General features: G+C 71.5%; 17 protein-coding genes. 7 read left to right on the top strand and 10 right to left on the bottom strand.

What is annotated here, in order from left to right:
- Window positions 1–49: 49 nt before the first annotated feature.
- Window positions 50–1288 carry an MFS transporter gene (locus tag MUY22_RS13080; protein WP_247059834.1) on the top strand — a complete coding sequence of 413 codons (1239 nt, stop codon included), beginning with the start codon at window positions 50–52 and terminating at the stop codon, window positions 1286–1288.
- Here the strand turns inward: MUY22_RS13080 and MUY22_RS13075 are convergent.
- The gene (locus MUY22_RS13075; RefSeq protein ID WP_247059833.1) at window positions 1255–2304 is read right to left on the bottom strand and encodes a hypothetical protein; all 1050 of its coding nucleotides are present in this window, start codon (window positions 2302–2304) and stop codon (window positions 1255–1257) included. The genes MUY22_RS13080 and MUY22_RS13075 overlap by 34 nt on opposite strands.
- A gap of 167 nt (window positions 2305–2471) precedes the next feature.
- On the opposite strand from MUY22_RS13075, the gene MUY22_RS13070 reads away from it, so the two are divergent.
- Window positions 2472–3266, top strand: coding sequence for a DUF2470 domain-containing protein (locus MUY22_RS13070; protein ID WP_247059832.1), 795 nt, complete (start codon window positions 2472–2474; stop codon window positions 3264–3266).
- Here the strand turns inward: MUY22_RS13070 and MUY22_RS13065 are convergent.
- Complete coding sequence (locus MUY22_RS13065) at window positions 3258–3719, bottom strand: PPOX class F420-dependent oxidoreductase (protein ID WP_247059831.1); 462 nt, start codon at window positions 3717–3719, stop codon at window positions 3258–3260. The two genes, MUY22_RS13070 and MUY22_RS13065, sit on opposite strands and share 9 nt — an antisense overlap.
- Before the next feature lie 22 nt (window positions 3720–3741).
- Here MUY22_RS13065 and MUY22_RS13060 point away from each other — a divergent pair, with 22 nt between their 5' ends.
- From MUY22_RS13060 to MUY22_RS13050, 3 genes are all read left to right on the top strand, one after another.
- Entirely contained in the window at window positions 3742–4554 is an 813-nt protein-coding gene (locus MUY22_RS13060) for a CPBP family intramembrane glutamic endopeptidase (protein ID WP_247059830.1), read from the top strand.
- Window positions 4555–4594: 40 nt separating this feature from the next.
- Entirely contained in the window at window positions 4595–5779 is a 1185-nt protein-coding gene (locus MUY22_RS13055; RefSeq protein ID WP_247063848.1) for an arginine deiminase, read from the top strand.
- A gap of 150 nt (window positions 5780–5929) precedes the next feature.
- Window positions 5930–6484 (top strand): ferritin, encoded by a 555-nt coding sequence (locus tag MUY22_RS13050; protein WP_247059829.1) that lies wholly within the window; start codon window positions 5930–5932, stop codon window positions 6482–6484.
- 101 nt (window positions 6485–6585) lie between these two features.
- Here the strand turns inward: MUY22_RS13050 and MUY22_RS13045 are convergent, their stop codons facing one another.
- From MUY22_RS13045 to MUY22_RS13030, 4 genes are all read right to left on the bottom strand, one after another.
- Window positions 6586–7410 (bottom strand): hypothetical protein, encoded by an 825-nt coding sequence (locus MUY22_RS13045; RefSeq protein WP_247059828.1) that lies wholly within the window; start codon window positions 7408–7410, stop codon window positions 6586–6588.
- On the bottom strand, window positions 7407–7919 hold the full coding sequence (locus MUY22_RS13040; RefSeq protein ID WP_247063846.1) for a SigE family RNA polymerase sigma factor: 513 nt from the start codon (window positions 7917–7919) through the stop codon (window positions 7407–7409). The genes MUY22_RS13045 and MUY22_RS13040 overlap by 4 nt, the downstream gene beginning before the upstream one ends.
- Window positions 7920–8121: 202 nt before the next feature.
- On the bottom strand, window positions 8122–8475 hold the full coding sequence (locus tag MUY22_RS13035) for a DUF952 domain-containing protein (RefSeq protein WP_247059826.1): 354 nt from the start codon (window positions 8473–8475) through the stop codon (window positions 8122–8124).
- Window positions 8476–8651: 176 nt separating this feature from the next.
- Window positions 8652–9533 (bottom strand): DUF5926 family protein, encoded by an 882-nt coding sequence (locus MUY22_RS13030; RefSeq protein ID WP_247059825.1) that lies wholly within the window; start codon window positions 9531–9533, stop codon window positions 8652–8654.
- A gap of 53 nt (window positions 9534–9586) precedes the next feature.
- Here MUY22_RS13030 and MUY22_RS13025 point away from each other — a divergent pair, with 53 nt between their 5' ends.
- Entirely contained in the window at window positions 9587–10753 is a 1167-nt protein-coding gene (locus tag MUY22_RS13025) for a cytochrome P450 (RefSeq protein ID WP_247059824.1), read from the top strand.
- Between the two features lie 512 nt (window positions 10754–11265).
- On the opposite strand, the gene mca is transcribed toward MUY22_RS13025, so the two are convergent.
- On the bottom strand, window positions 11266–12105 hold the full coding sequence (gene mca, locus MUY22_RS13020; RefSeq protein ID WP_247059823.1) for a mycothiol conjugate amidase Mca: 840 nt from the start codon (window positions 12103–12105) through the stop codon (window positions 11266–11268).
- Window positions 12102–13463, bottom strand: a complete 1362-nt coding sequence (locus MUY22_RS13015) for a DHA2 family efflux MFS transporter permease subunit (protein WP_247059821.1) — start codon at window positions 13461–13463, stop codon at window positions 12102–12104. Before MUY22_RS13015 ends, mca begins: the two co-directional genes overlap by 4 nt.
- A gap of 94 nt (window positions 13464–13557) precedes the next feature.
- Between MUY22_RS13015 and MUY22_RS13010 the strand changes: the two genes are divergently transcribed.
- A complete protein-coding gene (locus MUY22_RS13010; RefSeq protein WP_247059820.1) occupies window positions 13558–14154 on the top strand; it encodes a TetR/AcrR family transcriptional regulator in 597 nt (198 codons plus the stop codon).
- Here MUY22_RS13010 and MUY22_RS13005 read toward each other — a convergent pair.
- Window positions 14151–15191 (bottom strand): DUF4328 domain-containing protein, encoded by a 1041-nt coding sequence (locus MUY22_RS13005; RefSeq protein WP_247059819.1) that lies wholly within the window; start codon window positions 15189–15191, stop codon window positions 14151–14153. The two genes, MUY22_RS13010 and MUY22_RS13005, sit on opposite strands and share 4 nt — an antisense overlap.
- Window positions 15192–15193: 2 nt before the next feature.
- On the bottom strand, window positions 15194–15553 hold the full coding sequence (locus tag MUY22_RS13000) for a rhodanese-like domain-containing protein (protein WP_247059818.1): 360 nt from the start codon (window positions 15551–15553) through the stop codon (window positions 15194–15196).
- Window positions 15554–15621: the final 68 nt, after the last annotated feature.

Genomic DNA, 15621 nt, shown 5'->3' with positions numbered 1-15621 from the left:
CGGCGGTTGTTTGCCCCGCGGACGTCTTCTTCGCTTTGCTCTCCGGGTGATGCGCAGGCGGTCGCTGGGGCCGCGGTTCAGATGGCTGTGGACGGCTTACGCCGTCAGCACGCTCGGCACGTGGCTCGGGTTCGGCGCTTTTCCCCTGCTGGCGATCCTCGTGCTCCACAGCGGGCCGACGGCGGTTTCGGTGCTGGCCGCCGTCGGGCCCGCGGTGGGGGCGCTCGTGGCGGTGCCGCTGGGGCCGTGGATCGAGTTCCGGCCGAAGCGGCCGGTCATGGTGCTGATGGACGTGGTCCGGTTCGCCGCCCTGATGACCGTGCCGGTGGCCTACGCGCTCGGCTGGCTCGGTTTCACGCAGCTGCTTCTCGTGTCGGTCGTCGTCGCCTCCGCCGACATCGCCTTCACCGCGGCGAGCGGCGCTTTCCTGAAGGCGCTGGTGCCGCCGGAAGACCTGCTCGTCGCGAACGGGCGGTTCGAGTCGACGACCTGGACGGCCACCGCGCTCGGCCCGCCACTCGGCGGCGCGGCGTTCGGGCTGCTCGGGCCGGTGACGACGGTGGTCGCCAACGCCGTCAGCTTTTTGCTTTCGGCGCTGGGGATCCGGGCGATCGGCGGGACGGAACCGCCGCCCGCGCGCACGGCGTCGCGGCTGCGGGCGAGCGATCTGGCCGCGGGGTGGCGCTTCCTGCTGACGCACCCGGGCTTGCGGCCGCTGCTCCTCAACACGTTGCTGTTCAACGGCCTGATCATGGGGACCGAGCCGCTGCTGGCCGTGCTCATGCTCGGACAGCTCGGGTTCACGCCGTGGCAGTACGGGCTCGCGTTCGCGGTGCCGTGCCTCGGCGGACTCGTCGGCTCGCGGCTGACCCCGCGGCTCGTCGCGCGGTTCGGCCGGCACAACGTGCTGTGGACGTCGGGAGTGCTGCGCGCGTTCTGGCTGCTCGGGCTGGCTTTCCTGCCCGCGGGGCCCGGCGGGCTCGCCTTCGTGATGGCCATCGAGTTCGGCCTGATCTTCTTCTGCAGCGTCTACAACCCGGTCCTGGCCACCTACCGGCTCGACCAGATCCCCGCCGACCGCGTCGCGCGGGCGCTGTCGGCGTGGTCGGTCAGCACCCGGGCGAGCATCGCGGCGATGACCGCGCTCTGGGGTGTGCTCGCCGGCGTCACCGGCCCGCGCGTCGCGATCGGCGTCGCCGGCGTGCTGATCCTGGCGACGCCGTTCCTGCTGCCCCGCCGCGACCGCACGCCCGCTCAGCCGAGCCGGACCGTCCCCAGCACCGGGTAGCCGGGCACACCGGTGGCGGCCCGGCCCGGGCGCGGAACGCCGGCGATCCACAGCCGGCCGGTCGTCGCGACGTTCGCGGCCATCGACGCGTCGACGTCGCGCAGCCGGAACGGGACGACCCGGCCGTCGGCGAGCATCGTCAGGCCGCTCACCCGGGCAGAGCCGTGCGCGCTGATCCGCACCGGGCCGTCCAGCACCGCGCGCAGCTCGGTCCAGTGCTCCGCCGGCTGCGGCCGGAGGTAGCCGACCGAGCGCGTCAGCACGGCGATCGCGCCCGCCAGCGCGGCCACCGCGAACCCGGTGGCCGTCGAGACGGCGAACCCGGTCAGCCGGTCGTCCGCCGGGAAGTCGAGCCGCACCCAGGTCGCGAACCCGGCCAGGGCCAGCAGGAACGCGGCGGCTTCCCACAGCTCGCGGGCGAGCCGGCGCCGGTGCGCGGCGAGCACAGGGTCGAGCCGCGGCGAGCCGGACCACGCCGTGGGCGCGACGGCGACCGCGCCCGCGGGCGGCGCGTCGTGGATCCGGGCGCGGCGAACGCGCACGACGCCGGGGAAGCCGACGAACACCTTCGGGCCCGAGCCCAGCAGCCACACCCGCCGGTGCCCGGCCAGCAGCAGCCGGTACGCCTCGGTGAGCCGGATCCGCAGCCAGCGACCGTCCGGCAGCCGGACGCCGACCGTCCGGCCGACGGCGACCAGGCCGTCCGCGGTGATGTCGACCGGCCGGAACGGCACGCGCTTCAGCCGCGTCTCGGGCACCCAGGCGCGGCCGCGGTAGATCCAGAACAGCTCGAAGACGCCGAAGAGCGCGACGATGGACACCGGCAGCGCGATGCCCGTCCCGGTGAAGAACTGGGTGACGCCGAGGAACACGAACGGCAGGCCCACCAGCCGCTGGTTCGCGGTGCTGCGGCCGATCCGGTCGAGGTACTCGCCGAAGATCGGCACCGCGCCGGACGGCGTGGCGGGGTCGAACTCGAACGCGCGCACGCGTTCGGGAACCGGGACGATCTGCACGCTGGGCCCCCACCGTGTCGGCACTGGTCACCGACCCTTTCGGCAAACCGGTCATCGGCGTTACCGGATACTCCGTTCAGCGGAACGGCCCCGTGCGGCCCGCCGCAAACGAGCGACTACCCAGACCGGAGAATTCAGGTTAGGCTCACCTAAGTAGGAGGTGAGCCGTGACCGAAGCACCGACATCCATCCGCCGCCCGCCGGCCCCGAACCCCGCCGAGCGCGCGAAGACGATCGCGACTCGCAACGGCCCGGCGTCACTGATGCCCACCTGCGAACGCGCCGGACTAGAGTCCGAGCGCGTCGTCCCGGTCCTGCACCACGTGCACCACAGCGGCAGCGTGAGCGTGCTGCTGCCCGACGAGCACCCGATGGTCCGCGCGAGCAAGGAAACCCAGCGCGGCGAGCTGGCCGTGATGGTGGAGCTCGCCGACCAGGCGCCGGTCGACCTGCGCGAGCCGATCCGCGGCCTGCTCTGGATCACCGGCTGGCTGCGGCCGCTGTCGCCGGTCTCGGCCCGCGCGCGGGCGGTGGCGATCGCCGAAAGCCGGCCGGACGAGCGGCTCCTCGACGTCGGCCACGGCCTGACGCTGCTGCGGCTCACCCCCGCGTCACTCGTGCTCGCCGACGCCGAAGGCACGCACTCGCTGAGGCCGCACATGTTCAGCGCCGCGCCGCCGGACCCGTTCCACGACTACGAGGCCCAGTGGCTGCGGCACCTGGAAAGCGACCACTCCGACGTCGTCGAGCAGCTGGCCAAGCACCTGCCGGCAGACCTGCGCGGCGGCCGGATCCGGCCGCTCGGGCTGGACCGGTTCGGGCTGCGGCTGCGCGTCGAGTCCGACGCCGGCGACCACGACGTGCGGCTGGCGTTCTCGAAGTCCGTGGACAGCCCGCCGCAGCTCGCGGTGGAGCTGCGGCGGCTCGTCGGCTGCCCGTTCCTGCGGGGCGCGTCAGGCTAGTTCAGCGGGGAAGCCGCCCTTCGCGAGCGGACCCCAGCTCTCGATCGTCACGCGGATGATGCTCTTGCCCTGCTTGACCATGGCTTCGCGGTATTCGTCCCAGTCCGGGTGTTCGCCCGAAATGCTGCGGAAGTAGTCGACGAGCGGTTCGACCGAGTCCGGGATGTCCAGCACCTCGGCGGTGCCGTTGAGCTGGACCCACCGGTCGTTCCACTCGTCGGACAGGATGCAGGCCGACACCTGCGGGTTCCGCTTGATGTTCACGATCTTCGCGCGCTTCGGGTAGGTCGAGATGACCAGCCGGCCCTCGGCGTCGACGCCGCAGGTGACGGGCGAGAGCTGCGCGCCGCCGTCGGCCTTCGCGGTCAGCAGGATCGCGCGGTGGCGGGTGGACAGGAACTCGACCAGCTCGGCGCGGTCGACGGTCTCGTTGGTGGCGATAGTCCTGGGCATACGTCGAAGGTAGCGTGCGCGCATGACCTTCACCGCGCGATCGTGGCTGGCCCCGGCCCGCCCGGACTTCCCGGACGCGATCGAGGACCCGCGCGAGCGCAAGGCGATCAAGATCGAGCTGCTGATCGTCTTCGGGATCACACTCGGCCTGTCCGGGGTGCGCAGCCTGCTGTCCCTTGTGGACTCCCTGCTGCAGCCCGCACCGCTGGCGCAGCAGCAGGTGCAGCTCAACGTGCCCCAGGCCGCGGCGAGCCTGATCGACCTGCTCAAACAGCTGCTCTCGGCCGCGCAGCTGGTCGGCTGGGGCGCGCTCGGGCTGTACCTGCTGTGGCGCGCGGGCGTGAAGATCACCCAGGTGGGGCTGGACCGCCGCGCCCCCGGCCGCGACGCGCTGCTGACCGTCGCGCTCGCCGCCGTCATCGGGATTCCCGGGCTGGCGCTGTACTTCATCTCCTACCACCTCGGCTTCAGCCTGGCGGTGCAACCGTCCACTTTGAACGACACGTGGTGGCGGCCGATCTCGCTGACGCTCTCGGCGTTCGGCAACGCCTTCGCCGAGGAAGTGCTGGTGATCGGGTACCTGCTGACCCGGCTGCGCCAGCTCGGCGTCCGCGAGAACAACGCGCTGTTCGGCGCGGCCGTGCTGCGCGGTTCGTACCACCTCTACCAAGGCTTCGGCGGGTTCGTCGGCAACCTGATCATGGGCCTGGTGTTCGGGCGGCTGTGGCAGAAGACCAATCGCCTGTGGCCGCTCGTCGCCGCGCACACGCTGTTCGACTTCGTGTCCTTCGTCGGGTATGCCCTGTTGAAGGGTCACGTTTCCTGGTTGCCCTGACTAGAGTCGGGGGGTGATCGACGAAACGACACCTCCCCGGGTGGACAGCGAAGTCGGACCTCTGCGCGCGGTGCTGCTGCACCGGCCCGGCAACGAGCTCAAAAGGCTGACGCCCCGCAACAACGACCAGCTCCTGTTCGACTCGATCCCCTGGGTCGACCGGGCCCAGGCGGAGCACGACGCGTTCGCCGAAGTGCTGCGCGGCCGCGACGTCGAAGTCCTGCTGCTGGCCGACGCGCTCCGCACCGCCCTCGAGGACACCCGCGCGCACGCGTCGGGCGTCCACGCGGCGGTCGACGACCGGCGCCTCGGCGGCGACCTGGCCGACTCGCTGCGGTCGCACCTTTCGGGCGTCGACGCGGCCGGCCTCGCCGAGGTGCTGATGGCCGGGATGACGTTCGAGGAGCTGCCGTCGGCCGAAGGCGCGTCGCTGGTGCGGATGATGAACCACCCGCACGACTTCGCCGTCGACCCGCTGCCGAACCTGCTGTTCACGCGCGACTCGTCGGCGTGGATCGGCGACCGGGTGGCCATCTCGTCGCTGACCATGCCCGCACGGCGTCGCGAAACGGCCGTGCTGGACCTGATCTACGCCTACCACCCGTACTTCCGGCACGCCGCCCGCGCGTACGGCGCGCATTCGGCGCCCATCGAGGGCGGCGACGTCATGCTGCTGGCGCCGGGCGTGCTCGCCATCGGCGTCGGCGAGCGCACGACCGCGGCCGGCGCCGAGTCGCTGGCCCGCTCGGTGTTCGCCGACGGCATCGCGCACACCGTGCTGGCGGTGCCGATCGAGCAGTCCCGCGCGACCATGCACCTGGACACGGTGTGCACGATGGTCGACGCCGACGCGGTGGTGATGTACCCGCTGGCCCGCGACTCGCTGATGGCGTTCACCATCCGCCCGACCGGCGACGGCGGCGTCAAGGTGGCCGGCCCGACGCCGTTCCTGGCCGCCGCGGCCGAGGCGATGGAGATCGACCGGCTGCGCGTCATCGACACCGGCCTCGACCCGGTCACGGCCGAGCGCGAGCAGTGGGACGACGGCAACAACACGCTGGCCCTGGCGCCGGGCGTGGTCGTCGGCTACGAGCGGAACGTCGAGACGAACGAGCGTCTCGAGGCGGCCGGCATCGAGGTGCTGCCGATCGCCGGGTCCGAGCTGGGCTCCGGCCGGGGTGGCCCGCGCTGCATGTCCTGCCCGGTGCGCCGCGACCCTCTGTGAATGAAAGTAAGCCTTCCCTAAATGGCGTCGACAGTTTAGGGAAGGCTTACCAAAATTAGGTTCGTCTTTCTTTAGGAATGGTAACCTAATAGGGGGTAGATCACCACTCTGAAGTGGCATTGAATCGCATTCTGACGTACCGTAAGAGGCATGGCCCTCATCAACAAGAAAGAACCGCGCTCCAAGTTCTACGAACTGCTGCAGGCGCAGATCCACAACGAGTTCAACGCGTCCCAGCAGTACATCGCGCTCGCGGTGTGGTTCGACGCCGAGGACCTGCCGCAGCTGGCGAAGCACTTCTACAAGCAGTCGGTCGAAGAGCGCAACCACGCGATGGCGCTCGTGCAGTTCATGCTCGACCGCGACCACCACGTCGACATCCCCGGCACCGGGGAGGTGCGCAACGACTTCTCCGGCGTCACCGAGCTCATCGAGCTCGCGCTCGAGCAGGAGAAGGAGGTCGCCACCGACATCTCCACGATGGCCAAGGCGGCGCGCGCCGAAGAGGACTACATCAGCGAGCAGTTCACGCAGTGGTTCCTCAAGGAGCAGGTCGAAGAGATCTCGCAGATGAACACGCTGCTGACGATCGTCAAGCGCGCGAACGGCAACCTGTTCGAGGTCGAGGCGCACCTGCACCGCGAATCCGTCGGCGACGCCGGCGCGGACGCGCAGATGCCGCCGGTGGCCGGCGGGGCGCTCTGACGGCTCTTACTGACTTCCCACCACACTGCGCCCATTGCAAAAGCGCGAAAACCCGGGCTCTCCCCCTGTGGACAGCCCGGGTTTTCGCTGTGCGGCGCCGGTCAGCCGGCGCAGTCCTGGTTGAGGCTCATCAGACTGGTCTGCACGACCCCGGTGTCGTCGAGCCGGAAGTGGTACTCCGAAGTGCCGCGGGCCGGGGCGACGATGCCGCCCGGCTCGGGTTTGGCCTCGGGGTAGGTGGCGAGCACCTGCTCCTTCGTGGACCCGGCGCCGACGCCCTCGGCGGTGTGCGCCGCCTGTTCCGGCGTGACGACGGTGAGCCCGACGGCCTTCGAGATGACGACGGTCGCCGCAGCCGGCACTCCGCTGCCCTGCGCGGTGTACGTGGAGCAGCTCGCGCCGGCCTGCTCGTCGCTGAACGTGACCCCCTGGGCCGTCAGCTCGGCCTCGGACATCCCCAGCTTGAGGGCGCCGAAGCCGTCCGAGGCGAGCAGTGGCCCGCTCAGGACGGCCGGGAGCTTCGACGGCGGCTGGGCCGACGACGGCGGCGCCGTCCGCGAGGGCGACGACCCCGCCGGCGGGGAGACGTCGATGTCCTGCGTGCTGGTCGGCGCGGGGGCCGGCGGCTGGGGCTGCCGGCCGGGCGTGAGGTTCTCCGGCGGTTTGACGCTGATCGAGGCGCCGTCGGCGGACATCACCGCGGTGCCTTCGTCCGTGTGGAGCCGCACCACGGTGAGCCCCCCGGCGACGAACACCACGGCGGCCGCGACGCCGACCGCGGTCAGCGCGCCTTGACGACGGTGACGACGACGGCGCGCACCGGCGACGATGACCGTGCCGGCGTCGGGTGGCGGGGGCAAGTCGAGCCGCTCATCGGCGAACAGGGCGCGCAGGCGCTGCTCCAGTTCGTCCTCGGAGATGTTCAACCCGCGTCACTCCCTTCGCCTTCGCCGTCGGCCGCCTTGAGTTTCATCCGCAGCGACGCGATCGCCTTGCTGGCCTGGCTCTTGACGGTGCCCTGCGTGACACCGAGCGCACCGGCGATCTCCGCTTCCGAGAGACCTTCGTAGTAACGCAGCACCATCACGGCGCGTTGCCGCGGCGGCAGCGTTCGTAACGCGCGCCACAGCGGCTCGTGCTCGAACGGGTCGTCCGGGACGTGCGGATCGGTGTCCGGCAGGTCGGCCACCAGGTTCTCGCGGCGCGTGCGGCGCCAGCGGCTGACGTGCGCGTTCGCCATCGAGCGGCGGACGTAGGCCAGCGGGTCACCGGTCTTCTCGTGCACGTAGGTCCAGCGTGAACCCATCTTCTCGAGCACGGTCTGGACCAGGTCCGCCGCGTCGTGCGGGTTGCCGGTCAGCGCGTGGCCGTAGCGCAGCAACCCCGGCAGCACGGCCTGCACGAAGTCCCCGAAGTCGGCGAGCTCACCCGGCAACGTCGCGGCCCTCCCTCGGCCTGCGCTGGTCACCCAGGTATCTCCCCCGGTGAAGACGGGTGCCGCAGCGGTCACCGTATCGCCTCCCATCGGGGTCGGGTAGCCAGAAGCCGAGTCACCTTCCTCCCCAACACGCATCACAGCCCCCTCAGGTTGCCCGCGTCCCCGAACGAATGTCGGAGACGCTCTGACGTGCTCCGCGTCAGCGGAGCGCGAGCGACTCCGGCAGCCGGAAGCCGCCGTCCGCCACTTCGGTGAACTCGTGGACGTCCACGACGGCGGCACGCGGGATCGGGCCGTACACGTGCGGGAACCAGACCCCGGCCGGATGCGGCGGCTCGCCGTCCTCCCAGCGGACCGGGACGCCCAGCTTCGCCGGGTCGATCTCGAGCAGCACCAGGTCGGTACGGCCCTGGTAGAGCGCGTTGGCCGGCAGGTGCGCCGTACCGAAGTCGGAGCAGTGGATGAACCCGACGTCATCCAGCGACGGCGCCCGGTATTCACCGCCCTCGACGGCCTCGGCCCAGTCGGCCGCCCCGCAGATGTGGAGTATCACGCCGAGAATGGTCCCACCAGCGCGATCCGGCGGCGGTGTCTCGTGCGCCACATAATGCCTGGTTGAACGCTCATCGAGCGTGTGGAAGAGCACCCGGTGAAACCGGCAGTCCGGTGCCGGATGACGAAGGGCCGCCCCGTGTGGGACGGCCCTTTCGTGGCTTTCGTGGCTCCCGGTCAGCGCAGGGTGAGCTGACGGCCGATCAGGCCGTCGCGCGCCCGCCGCTCGGCGGCGTTCAGCGGCTCGGCGTCGAGGGACTTGAGCGCCGTGTCGAGACGGGCACCCAGGGCGTCCTTCGCGTCCGCCCACTCGCGGGCGTGGGCCTCGGAGTCGAGGTCCCAGACCGGGACGAGCAGGCCGTGCGCCCGGAACGAGCCCGCGTAGCGCGAGCCCTCACCGAGGCCCAGCTCACCGGCCGCGGACAGCCGCGCCAGGGCCTGGAGCAGCAGGTTCTCCGACTCGGGCCGGACCCAGCGCAGGTGCGCCTTCTCGCCGGCGAGCACCCAGTAGGCGCCGAAGCCGAGCCGCTCGGTCGGCATGATCGCGGCGTTGGCGCGCTCGAGGGACACCGCGACGTCACCGGTGGCGTCCGCGTCCTCGGGCAGCCACCACGCGAAGTCGCTGTGCAGCGTGACGTCGAGCTCGGCGCCCGGCGTCAGCAGGTCCTGCAGCCGGGTGTGCTCGTCGGCCTCCGGCGGGGTGGTGGTGTCCGGCACGCCGAGGACGTCGCCCTCCTTGGCGTCCAGCAGCCACTTCAGCGAGCGGCCGAGGTCGCGGCTGATGTCGGAGGACCGGGTCTGCACCTGCAGGCCGAGGTAGCGCTCGCCGTCGGAACGGACGAACGCGGCCGCGGCCATCGGCAGCACGGTGGCGATGGTGACGTCCCCGCCGTCGGCGAGGGTGAGCTTGGCCGTCGCGGACGGCACGAACTCACGCAGCGCGATCAGCTCGGGCTCCGCCGCCAGCCCTTCGAACGGCTGCCCGACGAAGACGTCGCGCACCTTCGGCTTGCGGTCCGACGCCTGCTTGGGACCCTTCTTGCGCGCGCCCTTGCCCACGGCTGCCTCCTCTGGCTCGGCCTGGAACGCTATCGAAGGGTTAGTCTCGCGACGTGTTCGACCCCCGCGATCCTGACTTCCTCGAAGACCCGTACCCCGCCTTCGCCGCCCTTCGCGCACAAGGCGACGTCCATTTCCACGAGGAGCTCGGCTTGGCGCTGGCGGTGTCGCACGCCGCGTCGTCGGCCGTGTTGCGCCACCGCGGGCTGGGCCGGATCTGGCAGGACGCCCAGCCGCTCGAACGGTTCGCCTCGTTCAACCTGCTGCACCGCAACTCGCTGCTGGAGAACGAGCCACCGGCCCACACCCGGCTGCGCCGCCTGATCGCGGGCGCGTTCGGCCGCGGCCACGTGCAGCGCCTGCGCCCGATGGTCGCGACGCTCGCCGCCAAGATGGTCGACGACCTGGCCGCGGCCATCGCCACCGACGGCGGCGCGGATCTGCTGGAGCACCTCGCCCAGCCGCTGCCGGTCGCGGTGATCGCCGAGCTGCTCGGCGTCCCGGGCACCGACGGGCCGCGGATGGTGCAGCTGTCCAACGCGATCGTGAAGATGTACGAGTACGACCTGCCCGAAGAGGGCCGCGACGCCGCCGAACAGGCCGCCGGCGAGTTCGTCTCGTACGTCCGCTCGGTCGCAGCTTCCCGGGCCGCCGCGCCCGGTGACGACATCATCAGTGACCTCCTGCGAAGTGAGCTGACGCCCGACGAGCTCGTCGCGACGGCGGTGCTGCTGCTGATGGCCGGCCACGAGGCGACGGTCAACGTGCTCGGTAACGGCATCACGGCCCTCCTCACCCATCGGGACCAATGGGATCGGCTGCTGGCGACGCCGACGTTGCTAGATCCGTGCGTCGAGGAGCTGATCCGGTTCGACGCGCCCCTGCAGCTGTTCGAGCGGACGGCGACCGAGGACGTCTCGATCTCCGGCTTCGAAGTGAAGCGCGGCCAGAAGATCGGCGCGCTGCTGGGCGCCGCGGCTCGCGACCCGAAGGTGTTCGAGGAGCCGGACCGCCTCGACATCGGCCGGACCCCGAACGCGCACCTCGGCTTCGGCATGGGGATTCACTACTGCGTGGGCGCTCCTCTCGCTCGGGTGGAGATCGCGGCGGCGCTGACCGCGTTGACAGAAAAGTTGCCGGGGCTGCGACTGGTGGAGACACCGCCGCGACGGCCGGAGTTCGTGATCCGCGGGTTGCGGGAGTTGCGGGTCACGGCCTGAGCTGCCGGACGCGGGCCTGGGACTGGGTGAGCCGCAGCTTGTACGGGCCCGCGGCTGCGGTGGTGCTCGTGTTGCCCGCGGCGCCGGTCCAGCCGGTGGCTGACCTGCTGCGGTGGTCGCCACGGTCGGCGGCGTGAGCCGCGGTCTGCGAGGGCGGTCGTCGTAGCGGGTTGGGGAGACCCGCGTGACGAACGCAGTGGCCCGACTGAAAGAACCTCCAGCCTGCATGGACAGGCGCCGCAGCGGGCTGGGAGACCCGCGCGGCGAACGCAGTGGGCCGACTGCAGAAACCTCCGGCCTGCGCGGACGGTCGGCGTAGCGAGGGGCGGAGGCCCGCGGGGCGAACGCGGTGCCTCGACTGCAGGAACCTCCGGTCTGCGTGGGCGGTCGTCGTAGCGGGCTGGGAGGCCTGCGTGGCGAACGTGGCGGCTCGGCTGGAGGAACCCTTGGCCTGCGTGGACAGTCGCCGTCGTGGGGTGGGCGAGCCGCGGCAGGTGGGCGTGGGTGGCGGGTCATGGGGTGAGTCCTGCGAACAGGTCTGTCTCCAGCTCCGGGCCCGGCGCTGGGTGGGCTCGGTGGTAGTCCTCGAAGGGCCAGGCCTCTCGCTCGATTTCGCGGGAGTGGCTAAAGAACGGGTGCGCCGGGTCGACCTGGGTGGTGTGGGCCAGGAGCGCACGGTCTCGGGTTGCGAAGTGCTTCTCGCAGCGGATTTGCGTGGTGATCGGCAGCTTGTCCTCGGGCGGTAGTTCGTCCAGGACTGGGCCCATGGCCGATGTGAGGCCTGCGGCGAGGGTGGCTTTGTGGATGGCCTCGAACCACGCTCGGCTCAGGGTTGCCTGGTAGTAGAGCTTTTGCGGTCGCCACGGGTTGCCGGGGTAGCGGGTGGGGTCAGCCGCCGCGGTGAGTGCCTCGATCGTCACCTCGTGGGTGCGGATGTGGTCCGGGTGGGGGTAGCCGCCCGTTTCGTCATATGTGATCACCACGTGCGGGCGGAACTCCCGGATCAGTGCGACCAGCGGGGCGGCCGCCTCGTCGAGTGGGAGGGCGGCGAACGAGCCTTCGGGTGGTGGCTCGCCTTCGGCCGGGAGGCCGGAGTCCGGGTGGCCCAGGAACTGCTGGCGGACGCCCAGGATCTCGGCCGCCGCGGCCATTTCCCGGCGGCGGATGGCCGGGAGGTCGGCGCGGGTTTCGGGGGTGTCGAGGGCCGGGTTGAGGACGTCGCCGCGTTCGCCGCCGGTGCAGGTTGCCACCAGGACGTCGACGCCTTCGGTGGCGTAGCGGGCGAGGGTTGCCGCGCCTTTGCTGGACTCGTCGTCGGGGTGGGCGTGGACGCTCAGGAGGCGGAAGGTCATGCCAGGCTCCTCTTCGGACTCGAGGACTTCGGGAAGAACGCTGCGGGGACGAGGGTCAAGGCCGACAACGCCAAGGTCCACGTGAAGGTGGTGCCGAACGCCGTGGGGGCGGCGGTTCCGGCCAGTTCGTGGTGGAGGATCGCCGCCAGGAGTGCGGTGCCCAGGGAACCGCCGATGCGGTTGACCACGTTGAACGCGCTCGCCGCTCGGGGGATGCGGGATCGCTCCAGGGAGCCGTAAAGCGTGGTCATGCCTGGGGTTGTCGCCGCGCCCAGGCCCGCGCCGCGGATCAGGAGCGACACGGTCAGCAGGACGCCGCCGGGCGACGAACCCAGCTGCGTGAACGCGATCGTGCCCAGCAGGGACAACGTGATCCCGGCCAGCATCATCGTGCGGGGGCCGAAGCGCGCCAGGAGCCGGCCACCTATGAGCAGCGCCGCTGCCGAGCCCACAGCTTGCGGGGCCAGGAGCAGGCCCGCCTGCAACGCGCTCGCGTGGTCCACCTGCTGGTAGTACAGCGGGAGCAGCAACATCGAGCTGTACAGCGACGCGCCCAGCAGGAACGTGCTCGCGCTGGCGACCGCGAAACCCTTGTCTCGGAACAATTTCAGGTCCAGCACCGCCGATCGGGCCCGGGCCGCGTGGACGCCGTACGCCAGCAGCAACGCCGCTCCGGCGACCGCGGCCACGATGACGCCTTCGGCCAAGCCGTACACGAACGCGCCCAGCCCTGGGGACAGCAGCGCGATCCCCCGGACGTCGAGTGGTTCGCGCACGCCACCAGGTGCTGGGGCCGGGAGCAGGCGGCGGGCGCACACGAACGTCGCCACGCCCAGCGGGACGATGCCGAAGAACATCCAGCGCCAGCCGAAGCCGGCGACGAGGGCGCCGCCGAGCATCGGGCCGAGGGCCGGGGCGACCGTGGCCGGCAGCGTGATCACGCCGATCATCCGCCCCAGCGCCGGGCCCGCTTCCTGCGCGAACACCGCCTGGCCGACCGGCTGCATCAGGCCGCCGCCCAGGCCGTGGAGCACCCGGAATCCGATCAGCGCGGGTGCCGACCACGCGAAGCCGCACAGCAGCGTGCCCGCCGTGAAGAGCGCGACCGCAGTCAGCCAGACCGCGCGGCCGCCGAACCGGTCGGTCAGCCAGCCCGACAGCGGGATCGCCGCCGAAGCCGCCAGCAGGTACGCGCTGGCGACCCACTGCACGGTCGTCAGCGGGCTGCGCAGGTCACGGGCGATCGAGTCGATCCCGACGGTCACGATCGTCGCGTCGAGGATCGACAGCACCGCGCCCATGATCAGCACACCGCCGAGCCGCCAGAGCGCTTTGTCCGGCCGGACTGCCGTGGTCATGCTCACCCCCATTCACTAGGTCCGACCTCAGATTAGGTCGAACCCACTCGATGGGTCAAGCACAAGTTTGGGTCCGACCCAGTAGGGTGACGGCATGAGCGAGGGACTCCGGGCCCAAAAGAAGCACGAGACCAGGAGGAACATCTCCGACGTCGCGACCGGCCTGTTCATCCGGAACGGCTTCGAGGACGTGACGATCGCGGAGATCGCCGCCGAGGCGCGGGTGGCCAAGATGACCGTGACGAACCACTTCCCGCGCAAGGAGGACCTGGTCTTCGACATTCGCGCGGACTTCGCGGCCTGGCCCGCGTCCCTGATCCACGACAGCGCCTTCCACGACACGCGTGAGATCTACTTCGAGGCCCTGGGTGCCGAACACGCGCTCGTCGGCTTTTCGGGCCGGGGGTTCGCGCGGATGATCAAGGAGAGCCAGGTCCTGACGAACGCGCTGCACGAGATGCACCGCGAGCGCGAGGAGGCGCTCACGCACCTCCTGATCGGCCGGCACCCCGAGCGGGAGCTCGGGCCGGTGCTGGCCGCCGCGCACCTCGCGACCGTGCTGCGGGTGCTCTTCCAGGAGGTCTTCGACCGGACGCTCGAAGACGAGCCCGCGAAGCAGATCGCCGACGCCGTGTGGCCCCTCGCCGAACAAGCCTTCGACCAGCTCGAACCGGTCTTCGGGACCTACTAGCGCGCCGCGCCGGCCGGGCGCTTGGTCCGCAGCTCGGGCTCGGGCGCGCCGTCGACCTTCAGCACGCGCAGCTCGCGCACGCCCATCGCGTCCGACGGCGCCAGCAACGCCGTGAACCGCCGCACGACCAGCGCCGTCACGACCGCGAGCGCGGCCGCCGCGAGGTCGGTCAGCGCGACCAGGACGACGCTGTCCGCCATCGACTGCACGTCGGTGCGGAAGCGCCAGACGATCGTCACGCCCAGCATGATCCAGTTCAGCAGCCAGGCGCCCCACCAGACGAGCACCTGACGGGACGGCTTCGGCCGGACGTCACGCGCGCGGCCCAGCACCGCGTGCTCCAGCTCGCCGACGATCGACAGCGCCATCGGCAGGTTTGCGATCGGCACCAGGATGCCGACCAGCACCTGCCACACCGGGCGCGGCGGGTCGTCGCCCGAGGCGTCCGCGGCCGCGTGCCGGGCGACCAGCAGCCACCAGACGGACAGCCCCGCCGGCAGCAGCGCGAGGATCGAGGCGAGCAGGCCCGCGGTGAGCACGAACCCGTCGGAGAAGGCGACGACCGAGCGGGTCAGCGCGGAGTCACGGCCCTGGACGAGCAGCACGTACCGCCAGACCTCGGCGCCGGCGGCGACCACCGTGAGCACGGCGAACGCGAAGAGGATGCCGACGAGGCTGCGGCTGAGCACGCGCACGCGGTCGATCGGGCGGACCGCGTCGGAGGCCGTGCCCGGGACCGACGTCGGCCGGCGCCAGACCAGGTTCGGGAAGCCCCAGCGCGGCGGCACCGGGTAGGACGGCGGGCCGTAGTAGCGCTCGGGGGCCACCGCCCGCCGACGCGGCCAGGCGCCGGGCGGCGGGGTGGCCACCCAGCGCAGCTTCGGCCGGTGGACCGGACGGCGGTGGTACGGGTACGGCTCCGGGTGCGCGGCGAGCGCGCGGCCCTGCAGCTGCTGCGGGTTCGGCGGCGGCACGGCCGGGCGCGGCCAGTACCCGGGTGGGTACGGCTGTCCCGCCGGAGGCTGACCCGGATGCAAGGCTAGATCACTTCGGGATCGATGCCGGGGTGCTCGCCGACCATCGGCCGCCCTTCGCGGTGCCACGCGCCCATGCCGCCGGCGACGTTCACCGCGTCCCAGCCGCTCTGGTTCAGCCACGCTGCCGCGCGGGCGGACCGGCCGCCGCTGCGGCAGATCACGTGGATCGGCTGGTCGTCGGGCAGGTCGGTCAGCTCGCCGACGCGGGCCGGGAGCTCCCCCATCGGGATGTGCACGGCGCCGGGCGCGTGCCCGGCGGCCCACTCGTCGTCCTCGCGGACGTCAAGCAGCACGAGACCGTCTTGGGGCAGGTCGCGGACCTCGGCGGTCGGCAGTTCAGCGGGGCTCACCACGTTGACCATGCTGCCATGTCAGGGCGTTGCCCGCGTGTGAGGTGTGCGTACGAACGGTCCGTTCGCGACGGAAGAGG

It is taken from the genome of Amycolatopsis sp. WQ 127309, assembly GCF_023023025.1.
GTDB lineage: Bacteria > Actinomycetota > Actinomycetes > Mycobacteriales > Pseudonocardiaceae > Amycolatopsis.
Note: the sequence above shows the minus strand (reverse complement) of the source record. Positions and strands in the feature narration are given on the sequence as shown.

Excerpts from the sequence above, each read along its gene's own strand:
- MUY22_RS13080 (WP_247059834.1), top strand. The coding sequence starts at position 50 with ATGCGCAGGCGGTCGCTGGGGCCGCGGTTCAGATGGCTGTGGACGGCT.
- MUY22_RS13065 (WP_247059831.1), bottom strand. The coding sequence starts at position 3,719 with ATGCCCAGGACTATCGCCACCAACGAGACCGTCGACCGCGCCGAGCTG.
- mca (WP_247059823.1), bottom strand. The coding sequence starts at position 12,105 with ATGACCTTCCGCCTCCTGAGCGTCCACGCCCACCCCGACGACGAGTCC.
- MUY22_RS13000 (WP_247059818.1), bottom strand. The coding sequence starts at position 15,553 with ATGGTCAACGTGGTGAGCCCCGCTGAACTGCCGACCGCCGAGGTCCGC.
- MUY22_RS13060 (WP_247059830.1), top strand. The coding sequence starts at position 3,742 with ATGACCTTCACCGCGCGATCGTGGCTGGCCCCGGCCCGCCCGGACTTC.
- MUY22_RS13050 (WP_247059829.1), top strand. The coding sequence starts at position 5,930 with ATGGCCCTCATCAACAAGAAAGAACCGCGCTCCAAGTTCTACGAACTG.
- MUY22_RS13010 (WP_247059820.1), top strand. The coding sequence starts at position 13,558 with ATGAGCGAGGGACTCCGGGCCCAAAAGAAGCACGAGACCAGGAGGAAC.
- MUY22_RS13015 (WP_247059821.1), bottom strand. The coding sequence starts at position 13,463 with ATGACCACGGCAGTCCGGCCGGACAAAGCGCTCTGGCGGCTCGGCGGT.